At 48.7% G+C, this 16,479-nt stretch carries 12 protein-coding genes; 1 reads left to right on the forward strand and 11 read right to left on the reverse strand.

All coding sequences use genetic code 11. The features are described 5' to 3' along the window. Positions 1-2: 2 nt before the first annotated feature. Genes pstA through EJE48_RS06155 form a run of 3 tightly spaced genes read right to left on the reverse strand, consistent with a single transcriptional unit; the run spans position 3 to position 2,627 of the window. A complete protein-coding gene (gene pstA / locus EJE48_RS06145) occupies positions 3-875 on the reverse strand; it encodes a phosphate ABC transporter permease PstA (RefSeq protein ID WP_118579086.1) in 873 nt (290 codons plus the stop codon). Beyond that, positions 875-1,714, reverse strand: a complete 840-nt coding sequence (gene pstC / locus EJE48_RS06150) for a phosphate ABC transporter permease subunit PstC (RefSeq protein ID WP_118579089.1) — start codon at positions 1,712-1,714, stop codon at positions 875-877. The genes pstA and pstC overlap by 1 nt, the downstream gene beginning before the upstream one ends. A 31-nt stretch (positions 1,715-1,745) precedes the next feature. After that, entirely contained in the window at positions 1,746-2,627 is an 882-nt protein-coding gene (locus EJE48_RS06155) for a substrate-binding domain-containing protein (protein ID WP_334295394.1), read from the reverse strand. 262 nt (positions 2,628-2,889) lie between these two features. On the opposite strand from EJE48_RS06155, the gene EJE48_RS06160 reads away from it, so the two are divergent. Next, positions 2,890-3,813, forward strand: coding sequence for a DMT family transporter (locus tag EJE48_RS06160; protein ID WP_124984406.1), 924 nt, complete (start codon positions 2,890-2,892; stop codon positions 3,811-3,813). Positions 3,814-3,850: 37 nt separating this feature from the next. Here EJE48_RS06160 and EJE48_RS06165 read toward each other — a convergent pair whose 3' ends face one another. The 8 genes from EJE48_RS06165 to EJE48_RS06200 form a co-directional block, all read right to left on the reverse strand. Then, on the reverse strand, positions 3,851-4,513 hold the full coding sequence (locus EJE48_RS06165) for a hypothetical protein (protein WP_124984407.1): 663 nt from the start codon (positions 4,511-4,513) through the stop codon (positions 3,851-3,853). Further along, on the reverse strand, positions 4,431-6,518 hold the full coding sequence (locus EJE48_RS06170; RefSeq protein ID WP_124984408.1) for a M56 family metallopeptidase: 2,088 nt from the start codon (positions 6,516-6,518) through the stop codon (positions 4,431-4,433). Before EJE48_RS06170 ends, EJE48_RS06165 begins: the two co-directional genes overlap by 83 nt. After that, a complete protein-coding gene (locus tag EJE48_RS06175) occupies positions 6,515-6,871 on the reverse strand; it encodes a BlaI/MecI/CopY family transcriptional regulator (protein ID WP_118579104.1) in 357 nt (118 codons plus the stop codon). The genes EJE48_RS06170 and EJE48_RS06175 overlap by 4 nt, the downstream gene beginning before the upstream one ends. A gap of 117 nt (positions 6,872-6,988) precedes the next feature. Then, the gene (locus EJE48_RS06180) at positions 6,989-7,189 is read right to left on the reverse strand and encodes a hypothetical protein (protein WP_016407935.1); all 201 of its coding nucleotides are present in this window, start codon (positions 7,187-7,189) and stop codon (positions 6,989-6,991) included. Between the two features lie 606 nt (positions 7,190-7,795). Then, positions 7,796-10,735 carry an Ig-like domain-containing protein gene (locus EJE48_RS06185; protein WP_118579107.1) on the reverse strand — a complete coding sequence of 980 codons (2,940 nt, stop codon included), beginning with the start codon at positions 10,733-10,735 and terminating at the stop codon, positions 7,796-7,798. Between the two features lie 175 nt (positions 10,736-10,910). Next, complete coding sequence (locus EJE48_RS06190; RefSeq protein WP_118580380.1) at positions 10,911-11,765, reverse strand: DegV family protein; 855 nt, start codon at positions 11,763-11,765, stop codon at positions 10,911-10,913. A 139-nt stretch (positions 11,766-11,904) separates the two neighbouring features. Continuing rightward, complete coding sequence (locus EJE48_RS06195; RefSeq protein ID WP_118579110.1) at positions 11,905-14,202, reverse strand: LTA synthase family protein; 2,298 nt, start codon at positions 14,200-14,202, stop codon at positions 11,905-11,907. 311 nt (positions 14,203-14,513) lie between these two features. Then, positions 14,514-16,430, reverse strand: coding sequence for a hybrid sensor histidine kinase/response regulator (locus EJE48_RS06200; RefSeq protein ID WP_160117322.1), 1,917 nt, complete (start codon positions 16,428-16,430; stop codon positions 14,514-14,516). Positions 16,431-16,479 lie beyond the last annotated feature (49 nt).

Genomic DNA, 16,479 nt, shown 5'->3' on the forward strand with positions numbered 1-16,479 from the left:
CGTCATTTCTCTTTCACACCGGCTTTCTTTGCAACAAAGGAGGACAATGCGTTGATGCAGACCACCAGAACCAGCAGCACAACTGCTGTGGCATACGCCTGCTCCGTATAAAGCCCTTCATTCAGGAGGGCATACATGTGTACCGCCAGCGTGCGCCCCGAGGAAAACAGCCCATCTGCCACCTGCGGTGCTGTGCCTGCGGGATAGAGCAAGGCCGCCGTTTCTCCGACGATACGCCCGATGGCAAGAATGACCCCTGCCAGAATCCCCGGCACTGCGGAGGGCAGCACAATACGAAATACGGTTCTCAGCTTTCCTGCGCCAAGCCCGAAGCTGCCCTCGCGGTAGGTATCCGAAACGGAACGGAGTGCCTCCTCCGTTGTTCTTAAAATCAGCGGCAGCACCATGATGGAAAGCGTCAGCGCGCCGCCCAGAATGGAGTAGCCCCATTTCAGATAAATATTAAAAAACAGATACCCGAACAGACCAAACACGATAGAGGGAATCCCTGCAAGCGTTTCTGTTGTCATGCGGACAACGGAAACAAATTTATTGCCGCGCTTTGCATATTCCACCAGATAAATCGCGGCGAAGATACCGGCAGGCACCGAGAACAGCAGCGTCATTGCCGTAATGCTCAGGGTATTGATAATCGCGGGCATCATGGAAACATTTTCGGTATTATACTTCCATGCAAACAGGGATGGCTTTAAATTCGGAATCCCCTTATATAAAATATAGATAATCAGAGAAACCAGCACTGCCAGTGTAATCACCGCAGAAAGCGTTACCAGCGCCGCCAGAAAAAGCGAAAACGGATTTCTGCGATAGGCAGCCAGCCTTTCTCTCCTGCTTTGTTGATTGATTGCCTGCATCAGTCAGCCCTCCTTTTCAAGAACGAGAAGCTCAGATTGATAATCAGGATGAATACGAACAGCACCACTGCCGTACCAAGCAGAGCTTCTCTGTGCAAATCCGTTGCATAGCCCATTTCCATAACGATATTCGCCGTCATGGTGCGGACACCGCTGAAAATGCTGTCGGGCAGAATAGGCTGGTTCCCTGCAATCATGACAACCGCCATGGTTTCCCCGACGGCACGCCCGATGCCAAGTACAACCCCTGCCAGAATCCCCTGCTTTGCCGCAGGCAGCACAGCGAAGAATACGCTTCTTTCATGCGTTGCCCCCAGCCCCAAGGAGCCTTCGTAATAGCTCATGGGAACGGCGCGGATATTGCTTTCCGAAACACCGATGATGGTCGGCAGAATCATAATCCCCAGCAGAATGGATGCGGTCAGAATCCCCTTGCCGCCCCCGCCAAAGAGGCTCTGCATGATGGGCACAAGCACCATCAGACCAAAAAAGCCATAGACGATGGAGGGAATCCCTGCCAGAAGCTCTACCGCAGGCTTGATGATTTTATACAGCCGCTTCGGGCAGAACCACACCAGAAAAACCGCACAGAGAATGCCAAGCGGCACACCCACGATAATTGCCCCTGCGGTGACATACACACTGCCGACAATCATTGGGAAGATGCCATATATATTATTTCCGGGCTTCCATGTTTTCCCCAGAAGAAAATCCGCTACACCAATTTTGCCAATGGCAGGCACGCCATTGGCAAACAGGAATATACAAATCAATCCAACTGCGAGAATGGATACTGCCGCAGCAGCCATGAACACCCATTTCATTACAGCTTCCTTCATTTCATTTCCCCCTTCATATCCGGGAACCTTGTTACTGTGCAGCGGACCAATCTGTCAGCTTGCCTGTGAAGATTTCCTTCACCTGTTCGCTTGTCAGATTATCAACTGTGTTATTGTGGTTTACCACAACTGCGATACCATCCATCGCAATCACTGTCGGGGTCAGTCCTGCCGCCAGTTCACTGTCCTTTAGCTCTCTGGATGCCATGCCGATGTCGCACATGCCCTCCATTGCAGAGGTCATGCCTGTTGTGGAATCGGACTGCTGTACCTCAATCGTTGCATTGGGGTTGATGGCAAGATATGCCTCCTTCAGCTTTTCCATCACAGGGGTTACGGAAGAAGAACCTGCCACAACGATTTTGCCTTCTGCTTCGGTGCTTTTAAATGCACCCGTATTGCCCTGACTGATGTATCCGTTTTCCTCAACAACTGCCTGCCCATCCTCGCTCAGAATGAAGTTGATAAAGTCTTTGGTCACCTCGCTGACCTCCTTGCCTGTTGCAATATTGAAGGGTCTTGCGACTGCGTAGGTGCCGTTTTTAATATTTTCAGCAGATGCTTCGACCCCATCAATGGAAAGTGCCTTTACGGAATCATTCAAGGAGCCGAGGGAAACATAGCCGATGGCGTTATCATTGCCTGCTACGGTTGTCATCATAACGGCTGTGCTGTTTGTGATTTCCGCTGTGTCTGTGGTGTTGTCGATTTTTTCACCTGCGTCGTTTTTTTCTTCAATGCCGAACAGCTCGATAAATGCGCCTCTTGTGCCGGAGCCATCCTCACGGGAAACAACCGTAATCGCGCCGTCTGCCGCGCCGCCCTGTGCGCTGTCGTTGCTGCCGCAGCCTGCTAACATTCCGACTGCTACTGTCATTGCCAAAGCAACTGCAAATACCTTTTTCATATTCATTTCTCTCCTTTTTTTCTGTTTTCCTTTCGTTTACAGTTAAGAGTATAGAGGAGAAAGGTTAAATGAAAAATCATACTTTTGTTAAATCTATGCAAAATCTGCAATCAATTTTTTCAATCGGAATCTTTTCTTATTTGCAATTTTAGGAACATTGACTTTTAAAAATGAACATGATAGTATGAAATCAGTTTCCGAAAAAATACAATTCCAAGCGGAAATTTCCGGTAAATATAATGTAGTAATTTTTTTATAGGGTGATTGCATGAGAATCAAAAGCAAAGTATGGATTGGGTCTGTTTTCTGTATTCTGAGTGCCTGTCTTTGGGGCGTTTCGGGTGCCGTTGGGCAATATCTTTTCAATCAGGCAGGCATTTCGCCGGAATGGCTCGTTTCTGCGCGCTGTCTGTTGACAGGGCTGCTGCTTCTGGTGTTTTATCAGGTGAAGCACGGCGGTGTTTTTTCCATCTGGATGGATAAGCAGGATAGAATCGGCATCATCATCTTTGCGCTGGGCGGCATGCTTTTCATGCAGTATGGCTATTTTGCCGCCATTGCCCATTCCAATGCCGCAACCGCAACCGTTCTGCAATATACCGCGCCGATTCTGATTGTGGTCTATCTGGCATTTCGGGAGAAAAAACTGCCGACAAAGCTGGAATGTATCGCCGTTTTCGGCTGTCTGGTCGGGACAATCCTTCTGGCAACGCATGGCAATCTGAAAAGCCTGAGCCTTTCGCCGCAGGCATTATTCTGGGGGGCGCTTTCCTCCCTTGCGCTTGCGTTTTATACGGTTTATCCTGTGCGCCTTCTGGCAAAATATGATGCAATGCTTCTGATTGGGTGGTCGATGCTGGTTCTGAGCTTTGTGATGCACTTCGTACACCCCTCTTGGGACTTCGCAGGCAGCTGGAACACCTCCACCTTGCTGGCAATGGTTTTCATCGTCATCTTCGGCACAACCGTCCCCTATCTGATGTTCCTCAATGGCGTAAAATACATCGGACCCACCAAAAGCAGCCTTTATGCCTCCGCAGAGCCGCTGGCATCCACGGTTGTTTCCGTTGTGTGGCTCAAGGTTCATCTGGAATTTATTGATTATATCGGTTTTGTTTTCATCGTTGCGGCGGTGCTGCTGCTTTCCTTCGTGAATCCACCGCAGGAAGAAAAGCCGAAAGAAACTTCATAAACGCACACAAAAAAGCCTCTGTTGCAGAGGCTTTTATTTATGCTGTTTCTGTTGTTTCTGCTGTTTCTGTCTGCTTTTTCTCCTGCTTCTGCACCTCCTCCTTCAAAAAGGAGAGATACACGATGCACGCAAGATAGAACACCACATAGCCGCCAAAGAGCAGAATTCCCCAGCCGCCGATGCGCTCCGCCCCCTGCACCGCGGCGTAAAGATAGAGCGTCAGCTCTGCCAGAAGCACAAGGCTTCGGCTGCGGCAAATGCCCTGTATCGTCTTTTCCTCGCCGCCCTCAACCATGCCAATCTCCGCCGCCGCAGTCAGTATGATATACATAAAATACATGCGGATGCAGAGAATGAAAATCCCGACATAGCCCATGATGAGGTCATAAAACGGCAGCATGCCGCCGATGTAATTCATCACAACCATTGCAACCTCATACCCAAGCATGATCTGCCCGAAGGTGCGGATACGTTCTATACCTTTCACTTTTCCCGTGAGCATTGCCACCGCGCCAAGCATGCTCATCCAGCCGACAAAATCGGGGGCAATATCGAAGCCAAAGATATAAATATCAATCAGAAACAGCAGCATTGCCGTACGGATATTGCCGAGGGCTTCACTTGTTTTCCGCTCCTGCGTTGTTGTTTCCTGTACTTCTTTTTCCTGTGTTATTTCCTTTTGTAGGATTGTTTCCTGCATCCAATGCACCCCCCTTCAACGGAATCGTTTCCAGTAATTCCTTATGATTCGTATACAGCCGCACCTCGTAGGGCGTTTCCAGACGGGCAAAGGCATCCGCCAGATTGTCGCTGTCCTCTCCTTCCGCAAAGGAAATTCTGCCGTCCCAATCCTCGTCTGTGCTGATAATCTCCCATGCCACGCCCGCGGAGCTGCTGCCGCCGCTACCAACCACAAAGCTGTCGATGCTCTCCCAATACTCGTCCTCTTTCATCTCCTGCGGACAAGCAATCGCAACCAATACGTTCTGCTTTTCTCTTAACGCCGTGCCCGTGTATTCCAGATAGGCGGCGTGGGTCGCAAACGGCGCAAGCGTATCATTGAACTGCATCTCCTGATTTATGCCAAGCAGACTATTCATCACATCGTTGCTGCCGAAAAGGAAGCCCCACTGCCGACAATACGCCGCATCCGCGACCCTCCAGTCGCCGACCTGCCGATAGCTGCCCTGCGCCATTTCCTCCTCCAGCTTATATATCCCATAGTTCACAGTGCCGTAGATATCAAAAGCCCTGCTTTCGTCCTCCAGAAGCGCAATCGACCAGTTCCCCTTCGTCTCCTCAAAAATACGGAAGTGCAGGAAATGCTGGGTGACCGATTTCTCCGCCGAAAGCTCATTGACCTGCATAATCCCGTCCATCGAGCCGTCCGCCTGCTCATCCAGCAGATAAAAATCCTCCATCTCCATGGAATCATAGAAGCGATATGTATAGTCCGCCTTTGTCCCGGAATCCAGACGGGCATGATAGGTGTCCTCCGCCGCTTTGTATTCCGCAAGCGCCCAATCCCGATAGGTGTCAAATTCCTCCTGCGGCACGGTCAGCGCAAGCTTCGCCAGATCTCGTTCCTCAAATGCTTCATAAAGAATCGAAATTGCCATTTCCGCCGAGGGAATCTCGAAATAGCGCGCATCCTCCAGTGTCAGCCGCAAGTCCTCCGCCGTTTCCACCTTGGAGGTATCGAAATATTGGGGCTGATAGGCAAAGCTGACCGAAGCAAGGCAAAGCACCACCGTAATACACGCCGTTGCAAAGGCTGCCCCCTTTGGCACACGCCCGAAATCCGCAATTCGCCCGATGCGCGTTTTGATATTCCTCGCGCCGTTCGCCATAGAGGTTGTCCCGATGCGGCTCGCACAGCGGCTGTCCGCCATATCAAGCAGGAGCATCCCGTATTCCCGTTTTTCCTCACCGCACAGCTTTTCCAATGCACGCTGGTCGCAAAGAGCCTCGCTGTCGTTGCGGATGATGCGGCACAGCCAATAAACAAACGGATTGAACCAGTTGAGCGCCTGCAACAGATGCAGCAGGAAATTCACCAATACATCATGATGCTTCAAATGCAGCATTTCATGCAGCAGCACCTTTTCATCAATCGTTTCTGCCATGCTTTCCGGCACAACCAGAATCGGGCGCACCATGCCGCAGAGAAACGGCGTTTCGATTCCCTTGCAGATACGCACGCTTTTCTGTGCGGGAAGGTCATATTTTTCCGCCGTTTTTCTGATTTTCTCCCGTAAGGAGGGCGTTGCCGCCGCCCCCTTGCGAATTTCGAGCCGTAGCCTTGCATACAGCAGTGCATCATACAGCAAAACTGCCGCCACCCCTGCCAGATAGACCGCAAATAGCCTATCCGTCAGCGACCATGCGGAAAACGGCATTTTTTTCAGCAGAGAAACCTCGCCGCCGCCCATCCCAAAGGGCGTGGATAACAGCGAATTCCGCCCCAGCTCCACCGCCGCACGCAGACGCTTCATCCATGAGACCCAAAGCGTATTCAGCGCAAAGCCTGTCGAAAAAAGCCGCAGATTTTCGGGCAGAATGGCGCGCACCAGAAGCACCAGCCACACCAGATAATGCCATCTTGCGGAAAGCTTATCCCGAAACAGCCGCTTGAAAAGCACAAGCATCAGTCCCGTCAGCGTAATGCCGAGGGTAAAATACAGAACTGTCCATAGATTCGTCATACGTCCATCCCCTCCAGAAGCTGCTTCAGCATTGCCTTCTCCTTCTCCGTCAGCCTGCCCTCCTCCACGAACGCCGCCACCAGTTTTCCTGCCGAGCCATGATAGACCTTGTTCAGAAAGCTTTCCTCCTCCTGTCTCACACATTCCTCGCGCCCGATGACTGCCGCATACCGCTTCGGGCTGCCCTCTGCCGCCACCAGTCCCTTATGCTCCAGACGGCTCAGAAAGGTATACACCGTGTTTTTGTTCCACCCCTCCGTCAGGGCATCCATCACCTCGCTTTGCGTGGCTGTGCCCTTCTCCCAGAGAATTTCCATCACCTTCCATTCGCTGTCGGAAATTTTGTAATCCATATCCAGTCCCCCCTTCTAGCCTACAGCTGTAGTCCTTTTCTTTTATACTACAAGTGTAGTCCGATTCTGTCAAGCAAATTTTTGTAATAAAAAAAGACCGTCGAAACGGTCTTACTCTCATCCTGCTGTGATATGTCCCTTCATCAGAAGGAAAATCAGAAACAGACAGCAGACAAACACAAGGCACCAGCCGAGGATGCCCCGCGCCCTTTTCCGAAGCTGTATGCCGTAAACGAAGGCAATGCCCGAAAACAACGCCGCAATCCACGCAAGCAACAGTAAAATGATATATAGCACCTTTGGCAGGATAATTTCCATACGAACTCCCTTCGTCTTTTCTCTGATGGTTTCCAAGAGATATTTTACCATGTTTGCAGGGGAAGAAAGCAGCTGCGAAGCAGATATTTTCTTCCGCAAGGCATGGTATGAGCAGGCTATGCCTGCGAATCGTAGAATTTGCTGTGAAAACAGCAGATAGACGCTGTAAGCGGCTAACCCACGGATAGGTCCGTGGGTATTTTACCATGTTTGCAGGGGAAGAAAGCAGCTGCGAGCAGATATTTTCTTCCGCAAGGCATGGTATGAGCAGGCTATGCCTGCGAATCGTAGAATTTGCTGTGAAAACAGCAGATAGACGCTGTAAGCGGCTAACCCACGGATAGGTCCGTGGGTATTTTACCATGTTTGCAGGGGAAGAAAGCAACTGCGAAGCAGATATTTTCTTCCGCAAGGCATGGTATGAGCAGGCTATGCCTGCGAATCGTAGAATTTGCTGTGAAAACAGCAGATAGACGCTGTAAGCGGCTAACCCACGGATAGGTCCGTGGGTATTTTACCATAAAAACGAAAAGAAATAAATAACCTCCACCATAAAAAATATGTAAATAAGGCAGAGTGATTGCTCACCCTGCCCTTTTGCCAAATTTATTTATTCTGATATGCGCGGTAAAGGAACGCCACAATCTGACCGCGTGCGCAGTCCTGATCGGGGGCAAAGAGACCGCCGCCAATGCCGCTTGCAACGCCATTTTCCACAGCCCACGCAACCGCATCCGCATAATACGCATCCGCGGAAACATCGCTGAAGCCTGCCGCTTTATTCACCTTTTCGCCAAAGGCGCGATAGAGGAAGGCAACGCTCTGCGCTCTGGTGCAGACTGCATCGGGGCTAAAGGTTGTTGCGGAGGTGCCGCTGGCAATCCCCTGCTCAACCGCCCACGCAACCGCCTTCGCGTAGTACGCATCTGCGGAAACATCAACAAAGCCGCTCATGCCCTTCGGTTCGGGAGAGCCTGCCGCACGCCACAGGAAGGTGACAATCTGCGCTCTGGTGCAGGGCAGCTTTGCGCCGAAAAGGTTCTCGCCAATGCCGCCTGTCACGCCATTTTCGCTTGCCCATTTCACCGCTTCGTAATAATAATCATCCGCGGAAACATCCGCAAAAAGCTTTTCGGGTGCAACAGGTTCGTCTGCCTGCTTCTCCGCGAAAGTTGCTTCAATCGTAACCTTGGAGGCAGGCATGGTGAAGGTATATGTGCCATCGCCGTTGTCCTTGAGGGTCAATTTGTTGCCGTTTACATCCTTCGCAACGATGTCGCCTACCTCGTAGCCCTTGTCGGGGGTAGCGGTGATGGTTACGTCACTGCCCCTTTTCGCATTTTGGGGCGTTACGCTCAAAGAACCGTTTTCTGTCTTGTCGGGCACTGTGACAGCATATCTGGGGGTGCTGCTGCCGCCACCGCCGGAGGAGGAGGAATTGGAAGGATTGGTAACGGTTACTGCGCAAATTGCTGTTTTGCCACCTGCTGTAGCGGTAATCGTAGCATTGCCTGCCGCAACCGCCGTTACAACGCCGTTTTCTACCGTTGCAACCGCTGTATCACTGCTTTTCCAAGTCACTGCTTTGTCTGTTGCCGTTGTGGGCAATACGGTTGCCGCGAGCGTTTCCGTTGCGCCCTTTACCATAGAAAGCTGTGTTTTATTTAATGTGATGCTCTCTACAGAAATAGTTCTCGGTGTAACGGTTACTGTGCAGCTTGCAGTCTGTCCACCTACCGTAACAGTAATTTGGGTCTGTCCTTCTTTTAATGCTGTTACCGTTTTTGTTTCGGAGGTATGTCCATATACAGATGCAATTTCTGTATCTTCGACATCCCAGCTAAACTGCTGGTCGCTTGCATTTGCAGGAGAAATTGTTGCGGTAAGCTCCGCCGTTTTCCCTGCTTCAATAGAAAGAGTTTCCGGTGTCAGAGTTACGCTTGTTACAGGGATAAAGGCATAGATATATGTTCCGTTATATTCTGTTTGTTTTTTCAGCTGATAAGGACTCGAAACCGTAAAATTGTTTGCATCTGCTGTTGTTTCAATCAGTTTTCTTTCCTGATATGGCGTTGTTGCATCAGGCGCGGAAAGCTGAATTTCAACAGCGTTTGCAATCGTTGCTGTTCCTTCGATTCTGCTTACCTTAGAGCGATTATCTTCTGGTACATAAATATTTTTCCCTTTTGCCACAAAATCTTTTGTAGAGAAAGAACCGTTGATTGTCGCATTTTTCAGCGTCAGTATTCCCTGTGCGCCGAATCTTCCGCCAAGCTGAGAATTTTCCAAAGTAACATTGCTGATTACATTGTCTGCAATCTCAATGCCGCTGCCTGTGCAGTTTTTGAACTCTACATTCCCACTGCCGACAGAACTACTATAATATTTAGTAAAATTAAAATCCTTCACATTAACGGAATCAAAAGTTACAGTCATATCATCCTTTACAGCAACTTCTCTCGTTACCTGTACTGTATATTTTCCACCATCGTCACTTTTTATTGTAACATTCTTATCAAACGAAAGCGCAGTGCTCGTATAATCACTCAAAAGAATAATCGTTCCGCCATCCGCTACTTCATCGACTGCCTTACTGATGGCTTTCAGCGGTGCAGCTTTTGTATTCCCGATATTATTATTATTGCCGCTGTTTGCATTCACAAATACCGTATCCAAGAGTACTTCTTTCACTGTACCACTTACATCAGAGATGCCATATGAACCGGAAGAAGAACGCATCACATATGGTTTTTTCACAGAAACTGTAAGTTTTAATGTACCTTTTTTTGTAAGTGTAGGGCTTACCGCACCATTATAAACAGTGTTACCATTATTTTCCCATTTGAATTTAAACGCATTCTCCAAATCTACTCCATTAACTATATTCGTAAAGGTCGGCGTAATTGTATCCCCTACGGTCATCGTCTCCGGAAGGATTACGGTCGGTTCTTTGTCGATATCTTTTACAATATTGATTCGACAGTTTGTAAGGTTTTCCTCAGGAACACAGCCATAATCCACATATGTCTGATATTCCCCCCATTTTTGGTTCTTTGCAACGATTTTCCCTGAACCTGTGGTCTGCGCTTTCCAGATACATTCGTAACTGGAAGTGATTGTAATCGTACCATTATTTTCAAATTTACCCGTAATCTTTGTTTTAGATCCGCCGATTGTAAGCGTAACGCCCTCATTCACTACGATTTTCTTATCCCCTGTAGCAATGGAACCATTGTAAGTAAAATCCGCAGTGATATCTATTTCTGTTATGCTATTATCATTATTATTGAGAGCATTTTTAAGTTCGTCGCTATTGCTAACTTTACACACAACCGTAGTAGTCTCATTCTCGCCTGTATATACAACCGTATTCTTAGTTGTATCAACAGCTTCATTCGAGCCTGTAACAGTAGCCGCACCGTTACCCGTGCTTGACTGGCTGTCAAATGCCCCCCCCTCAGATACATCCTCAGCATACGCCGCTGTCGGCAGCAATGTCAGGCACATTGCGAGCGAAAGCGTGATGCTTGCAATTCGTTTTTTCATAGAGATACCTCCTTTGTTTCTTTACGTTCTTCCTTTTCCCGTTTTTCGGCATTCTTCTTGCCGTTTTTTATTATAGACTTTTTATTTTTTCCTGTAAATCCTACCAAAGTATGAAAAAAGAGGATTTTTTTCAAATCCTCCTCATACTTTTTTACTTTTATTGCCCGATTTCGGCTTATTTCCTCGTAAACCCTGCCAAGCCAAACGCCGCCGGACCGCCATGCGTCGTAATCACACCGCCCGCCTGAATCCATCTGGTTTTCTTGAAGCCAAGTGCCTTCGCCGCTTCCTCCACTGCCTGCCGCACCGCATCCGGAAAGCCGACCACCCAGACAAACCACAGGCAGTCCCGTTCCAGATTATATTTCTCCGCGTATTCCGTCAGCATCTGCACGGCAACCTTCTTCATTTTTCCGCGGTATTTTTTCGTTGCGACCAGCTTGCCATCCAGAATTTCAATCACAGGATGCAGATTTAAAAGCTTTGCCCCCAGAAATGCCACATTGCTGACACGACCGCCGGCACGCAGAAATTCCAGATTTTCCGGCATGAAGCACATCTTCGCCCTTGCAATCAAATCCTCCGCCGCGCTGACTGCTTCTTCCATCGTCCAATCGGGGTGCTGCCGCAAAAACTCCGCCACCGCAATCACCACATTGCACTGCCCTGCGGAAACCTGCTTCGTATCCAGAATCGTGACATAGTCCCGTTCCTCTGCCGCCAGAACCGCACTCTGCATGGAGCAGGTTGTCACCGCAGAATATGCCAGATACAGCAGCTGTGCATCGGGGTATTCCGCATGGATGCGGTCAAAGGCAGTCTCAAAGTCACCGGGCGTACTGCCGCTGGTTTTCGGCAGTTTGCCCGTTTCCTCATAGTAATCTACAATTTTCTCGACGGGAAATGCGCCGTCCTCCATGGTTTCATGGTCAAATGAAACATGCATGGGTACGATTTTTATGTTATATTCCGCCGCTAAGACGGGATTGATATCAGAGCCGGTTTCTGCAACAAGAACAATCTGCTTCATCTTTTTTTCCTTTCCATTGCCACTCATTCGGTTATCACGAATAATATTACATGGTTTTCCAAACTATGTCAATGGTTTCCACAAACTTCCATATTTCCACAAAAAAGAACGCATACTTTTTATATGCGTTCTCGTTTTTTTATTCAGCTGTCTTTGCCGCTTCTGCCTGTCGATAGGATTCGCTTCTTCTCTCCGCGCGCTTTTCGGCTCTCTGCTCCTGCCGCAGCTGTGCCAGCTTTTCGGGGTCATCCGCCGCATCTAAGAGCAGCTTTTCCTCCTTCAGCTCATCCGTATACGGCACAACGCGCCCCTCCAGATAAACATACTCAGGCGATGTGCGGAATATCGTATTGCTTGAGCCAACCTGACCGATGGTAATGACATCCCAATCCTTGAGCGTACTCTTTTTCAGCTTGAGAATATTATCATTGATAAACTTCCGCGACTGTTTTTCTCCGTTGACATAAACCTGACTCCACTTCGTGAAGTTTTCGCCCACAAGGGTATAATGCCCGTCCACCGTTTCACTCGAATACAGAATCTCGGCATCGCGTATGCCCATTGTCATGTGTCCCTCCGTAATGACGGGATTGCCGTTATAGACATACTGCTCGCCGTAAAGCAAATCATACTGTAGCAGCTCCAGATCCATCAGGTATTCCGCCTGATCTGCGGAATTCATTCTTTCCTGATGATAATTGAACACCGTGCCCGTATGCAGACCGATACGATCCATCACGACAGACATCATCTGATAGCTTGGAATCGTGCCATCCTCTTTTTTCAGCCCGATGTTGTCCCAGATAACATAATTCGTATTAAACAGGCTGCCGCTCTTCATATCCGCTTCGGTCAGCCCCATGGTCGGCAGATGGTCACCATAGAATACGACTACCGCAGGCTCGCCGCGCTTGTCCATCATGTCCACCAAGTCCGCCGCAAACTGATCCATTTCGTATACCTGATTGACATAGTATTCCCACTGGCAGTTCTTTTCCTCCGATTCCAGACCGCCTGCCATCAGGTGCGGATGCTCAATGATGCGCTCCTCAGGATAGCTGCCGTGCCCCTGATCGCTGACGGTAAATACAAAGTCCTGCTGCTCCGTGGAATCCAGACAATCCTTGATATGCTCCAAAAGCACCTCGTCCTTTGCCCAGCCGGTTTCTGTCGTGTCAAAATTCATAAATTCCTTACTGGTGAAGGTATCAAAGCCAATGTTATTGTATACCTTCGCTCTGCTGTAGAAATTCCCGCTGTGGTTATGCACCGCATGCGTGCCGTAATCAAATGCCGCCAACGCCGTTGCCGCGCTTTCCGCAGTCTTTTCCTTCAGATAACTCTTATAAGGATATTCGCCGGGGCCGAAATAACGCATGCTCATGCCTGTCAGCATTTCAAATTCCGTATTTGCCGTGCCTGCGCCGATGGAAGGCACCTGACAATAGCCGGAGGAATATTCCGAAGCCATTTTTCTCAGATTCGGCAGGGCATCCTTCGAGGTCTGCAATGCCGTAAATTCGGAAACATCAAAGAAGGACTCCAGCTGCACGAAAATCACATTCGGCAGCACCTTTGCATCGGAGGTGCTTTTTGTAATCTCACCATTGTTGCTGATTTCCATCATTTTTTCCTTCGTGTAGCCGTTTGGCTCGGAAATGCCCGTATTAAAAATACTTGCCGCAAAGCAATAGGGCAGACCGTAGTCCTGATATGCAAACGCGATATTCGCGAAATAGGTCGAAACGATACGGTTCTGAATGACATAATCCGTCAGTACACCATAGCCTGCGAAGGAAGCCCCCACAAGCACAATGGATATCACATAATTGATTTTTCCCTTAAATCTCCCTGCCGTGCGGAACAGATGAATCAGCCCCAGCACCAGAAGAATCAGGATAATCGCAATCCCTGCCAGCTCCAGCACGTTAAAATAATTCGTGAAAAGGGAAACCCCCTCCGAGACCGTTTTCAAATCCTGTGCATTAAACGGCGTAACCCTTCTGGAAAGCATCAGCCCATTGGTCAGCCCCAGAAGCAGCCAGAGAAAGCTGAGGATGAAGCGGGCAAACACACGCCGCTTGCATAGATATACAATCGAAAAGGTAACAAAAATCATAAACGCATTATACAGAAATGCCTTCGTGGAAACACGCGAATACGAAATTGCCGCCACCACAGAATGACGGGACATTGCCTCTATCAGAAAGTTGATGGCGATTGCCCAAATGCCGTGCAAAATCAGTGAATAGCGGTTCATATAGGGATAAAGCTTCTGCATTTTCTGTGCAAAGCGGCTGTTGCGGTATGCCGCTTCCTTTTCCGCCTGCCGCTTTTTCATCGCACGAATACCGTTCTTCATATCTGCCCATTTCAGAGATTTCAGCTTGCCGAAACAGCCCTTGATATCAGGCTTTTTGAACTTTATTTTTCCCATTTGTATCAAACTCCTTGTTAGATTGCCTTTCCTTCTTCAAAGCCTCAAGCTTAGAACAAAAAACGCCCTTTGCAGCAATCTACAAAGGACATAAAGTTACACAAGACTACTTTTCGATAATAGCGTTCAAAAATGCTTTTGTCAAGCGTTTAAACAAATTTTAAGAAATATAAAAAGGAAGGTATTGAAAAAAATACCTTATATACCAACAAAGGACAGGCACGCTCCTCCTGTCCTTCATCGGTATTTCGTTTCTTTAAAAGGTACCCTTTCGTCAATTTTCTGATGAAACGATACCCTCTCACAAATGCTTATATATATTTCTGCAAGGTCGGAATCAGCTTATTCATATCAATCGGCTTTGCAACATGGTCATTCATGCCTGCCGCCAGCGCACGCTGTTTGTCCTCCGCAAAGGCATTTGCCGTCATGGCGATAATCGGAATAGCTGCCTTTTCGGCATCCGCCATTCTGCGGATTTTCCTTGTGGTATCATAGCCACCCAGAATCGGCATCTGAATATCCATCAGAATCAGATCATAAAAATGCGCCGGTGCCTTTTCCAGCATTTCCATACATTTCACGCCGTCCGCCGCGCGCTCCACCAGAAGTCCTTCCTCCTCCAGAAGCGCAATCGCGATTTCCGCATTCAAATCGTTATCCTCTGCAAGCAGAATCCGCTTACCCGCAAGCGGCTTGCCATTCGGATGGACTTGTGCGCGCTTGGTTTGTGTGTCCTCAAAAGCCGCAATACGGCAGGGAATCCGAATCGTAAAGGTCGAGCCTTCCCCCACTCTGCTGTGTATTTTAATCTCGCCATGCATCATCTCCACCAGCTTTTTCACGATACCCATGCCGAGCCCCGTACCTTCCACACCGCTGACCGTAGAGGAGCGTTCTCTGGTGAAGGATTCAAAAATATGCTTCTGGAATTCCTCTGACATGCCAATCCCGTTGTCGCTGACGGAAAGCTCCTGTATACATCTGCCATCCTTCTGTGCAGGAAGCTGGCGCACAGAGCAGCGAATTGTACCGCCCTCGCCTGTATATTTAATCGCATTGCTGATTAAATTCAGAATGATTTCCGTAAAACGGGAGATATCCATATAAATATACGGATAGATGATATCCTTGGAAATGGTCAAGGTCTGGTGCTTCTTTTCAATCTCCGCGCTGACCATGTGCAGGCAGTCATCCAGAACCGATTCTGCTTCAGCCGCGCTTTCCTCCAGCACCACATTGCCCGTTTCAATCCTCGATAATTCCAGTACGTTATCCAGTATGGACAGCATTTTCTGTCCGCAGATGCCGATTTTTTCCAAATAGCTTCGCAGCAGCTCCTTTTTGTCCAGATTCCTGTCCGCCAGCTCGGCATAGCCAATAATCGCATTCATGGGCGTGCGGATATCGTGGCTCACATTGAACAGAAACACCGATTTTGCTTCATTGGCTGCATCCGCCGCCTCAACCGCCTTTTGCAGCTGCTCCTGCTGCTCCTCGCTTTTCGTTCTACTTTTTTGTATCAGGCAATACGCACCTAAGGCAAACAGCACCAAAACAATAGCCGCAAACATAGCCATCTTCACCGCCGCACGATTGCTTTGCTCCAGCAGCTTATAGGTATGCTCCATATCCATTTCCATGCAAATCGCACCGATCACCTCGCCGGTATCCTCGCGCACCGGATAGCAGGCTGTGAAAATATCCCCCCATGCGGTGTCCACGATTTCCTGCGAATAAACGGTTTCTCCTGCAAGTGCCGCTTCGATATACGGAACCATTTCTTTTTCTATGTACGTTCCGGGATAGGCAAAATCCTTTGCATCCAAATCCAGCCCATCAATCAGATAAATCGGTCTGCCGTCCGCCCCCATCTTCGCTGTATAAAGATAGCGGGTGGGATTCAGCTTTCGCAGCTCGCTCAGCTCCTTTTGCAGCCTCTGATAGCGTTCTGACTGCATATCCGCAATCGTAGAAATATTTTTGTAATCCTCTCCGGTTAATTTTTGCAGCACCAGCTTATGAATGGCATCAGCGCACTGAGTATTCCATTCTACAGCCGATTCCAGTGTATTTTCGCTGTAATTTCTCTGCAAAATAAAGGTATATACAGAAACGAGAAATACCGTAAGCAGGAATAAAAATACAATAACAACCCTTAGCCTGTGTGTTTTGCTTCCGTTTATCTCTGCCGTTTCTTTTTCCAAAGGCTGCGGCTGTTCTTCCATCCTCATTCCCCCCCTATCATGTTTTCAATCCATCAAAATACTGAATATT

The organism is Anaerotignum faecicola (genome assembly GCF_003865035.1).
Lineage (GTDB): Bacteria > Bacillota > Clostridia > Lachnospirales > Anaerotignaceae > Anaerotignum_A > Anaerotignum_A faecicola.

What these genes read in the sequence shown, in the direction of transcription:
- pstA (WP_118579086.1), bottom strand. Translation starts at nt 875, where the DNA reads ATGCAGGCAATCAATCAACAAAGCAGGAGAGAAAGGCTGGCTGCCTAT.
- pstC (WP_118579089.1), bottom strand. Translation starts at nt 1,714, where the DNA reads ATGAAGGAAGCTGTAATGAAATGGGTGTTCATGGCTGCTGCGGCAGTA.
- EJE48_RS06155 (WP_334295394.1), bottom strand. Translation starts at nt 2,627, where the DNA reads ATGAATATGAAAAAGGTATTTGCAGTTGCTTTGGCAATGACAGTAGCA.
- EJE48_RS06160 (WP_124984406.1), top strand. Translation starts at nt 2,890, where the DNA reads ATGAGAATCAAAAGCAAAGTATGGATTGGGTCTGTTTTCTGTATTCTG.
- EJE48_RS06165 (WP_124984407.1), bottom strand. Translation starts at nt 4,513, where the DNA reads ATGCAGGAAACAATCCTACAAAAGGAAATAACACAGGAAAAAGAAGTA.
- EJE48_RS06170 (WP_124984408.1), bottom strand. Translation starts at nt 6,518, where the DNA reads ATGACGAATCTATGGACAGTTCTGTATTTTACCCTCGGCATTACGCTG.
- EJE48_RS06175 (WP_118579104.1), bottom strand. Translation starts at nt 6,871, where the DNA reads ATGGATTACAAAATTTCCGACAGCGAATGGAAGGTGATGGAAATTCTC.
- EJE48_RS06180 (WP_016407935.1), bottom strand. Translation starts at nt 7,189, where the DNA reads ATGGAAATTATCCTGCCAAAGGTGCTATATATCATTTTACTGTTGCTT.
- EJE48_RS06185 (WP_118579107.1), bottom strand. Translation starts at nt 10,735, where the DNA reads ATGAAAAAACGAATTGCAAGCATCACGCTTTCGCTCGCAATGTGCCTG.
- EJE48_RS06190 (WP_118580380.1), bottom strand. Translation starts at nt 11,765, where the DNA reads ATGAAGCAGATTGTTCTTGTTGCAGAAACCGGCTCTGATATCAATCCC.
- EJE48_RS06195 (WP_118579110.1), bottom strand. Translation starts at nt 14,202, where the DNA reads ATGGGAAAAATAAAGTTCAAAAAGCCTGATATCAAGGGCTGTTTCGGC.
- EJE48_RS06200 (WP_160117322.1), bottom strand. Translation starts at nt 16,430, where the DNA reads ATGGAAGAACAGCCGCAGCCTTTGGAAAAAGAAACGGCAGAGATAAAC.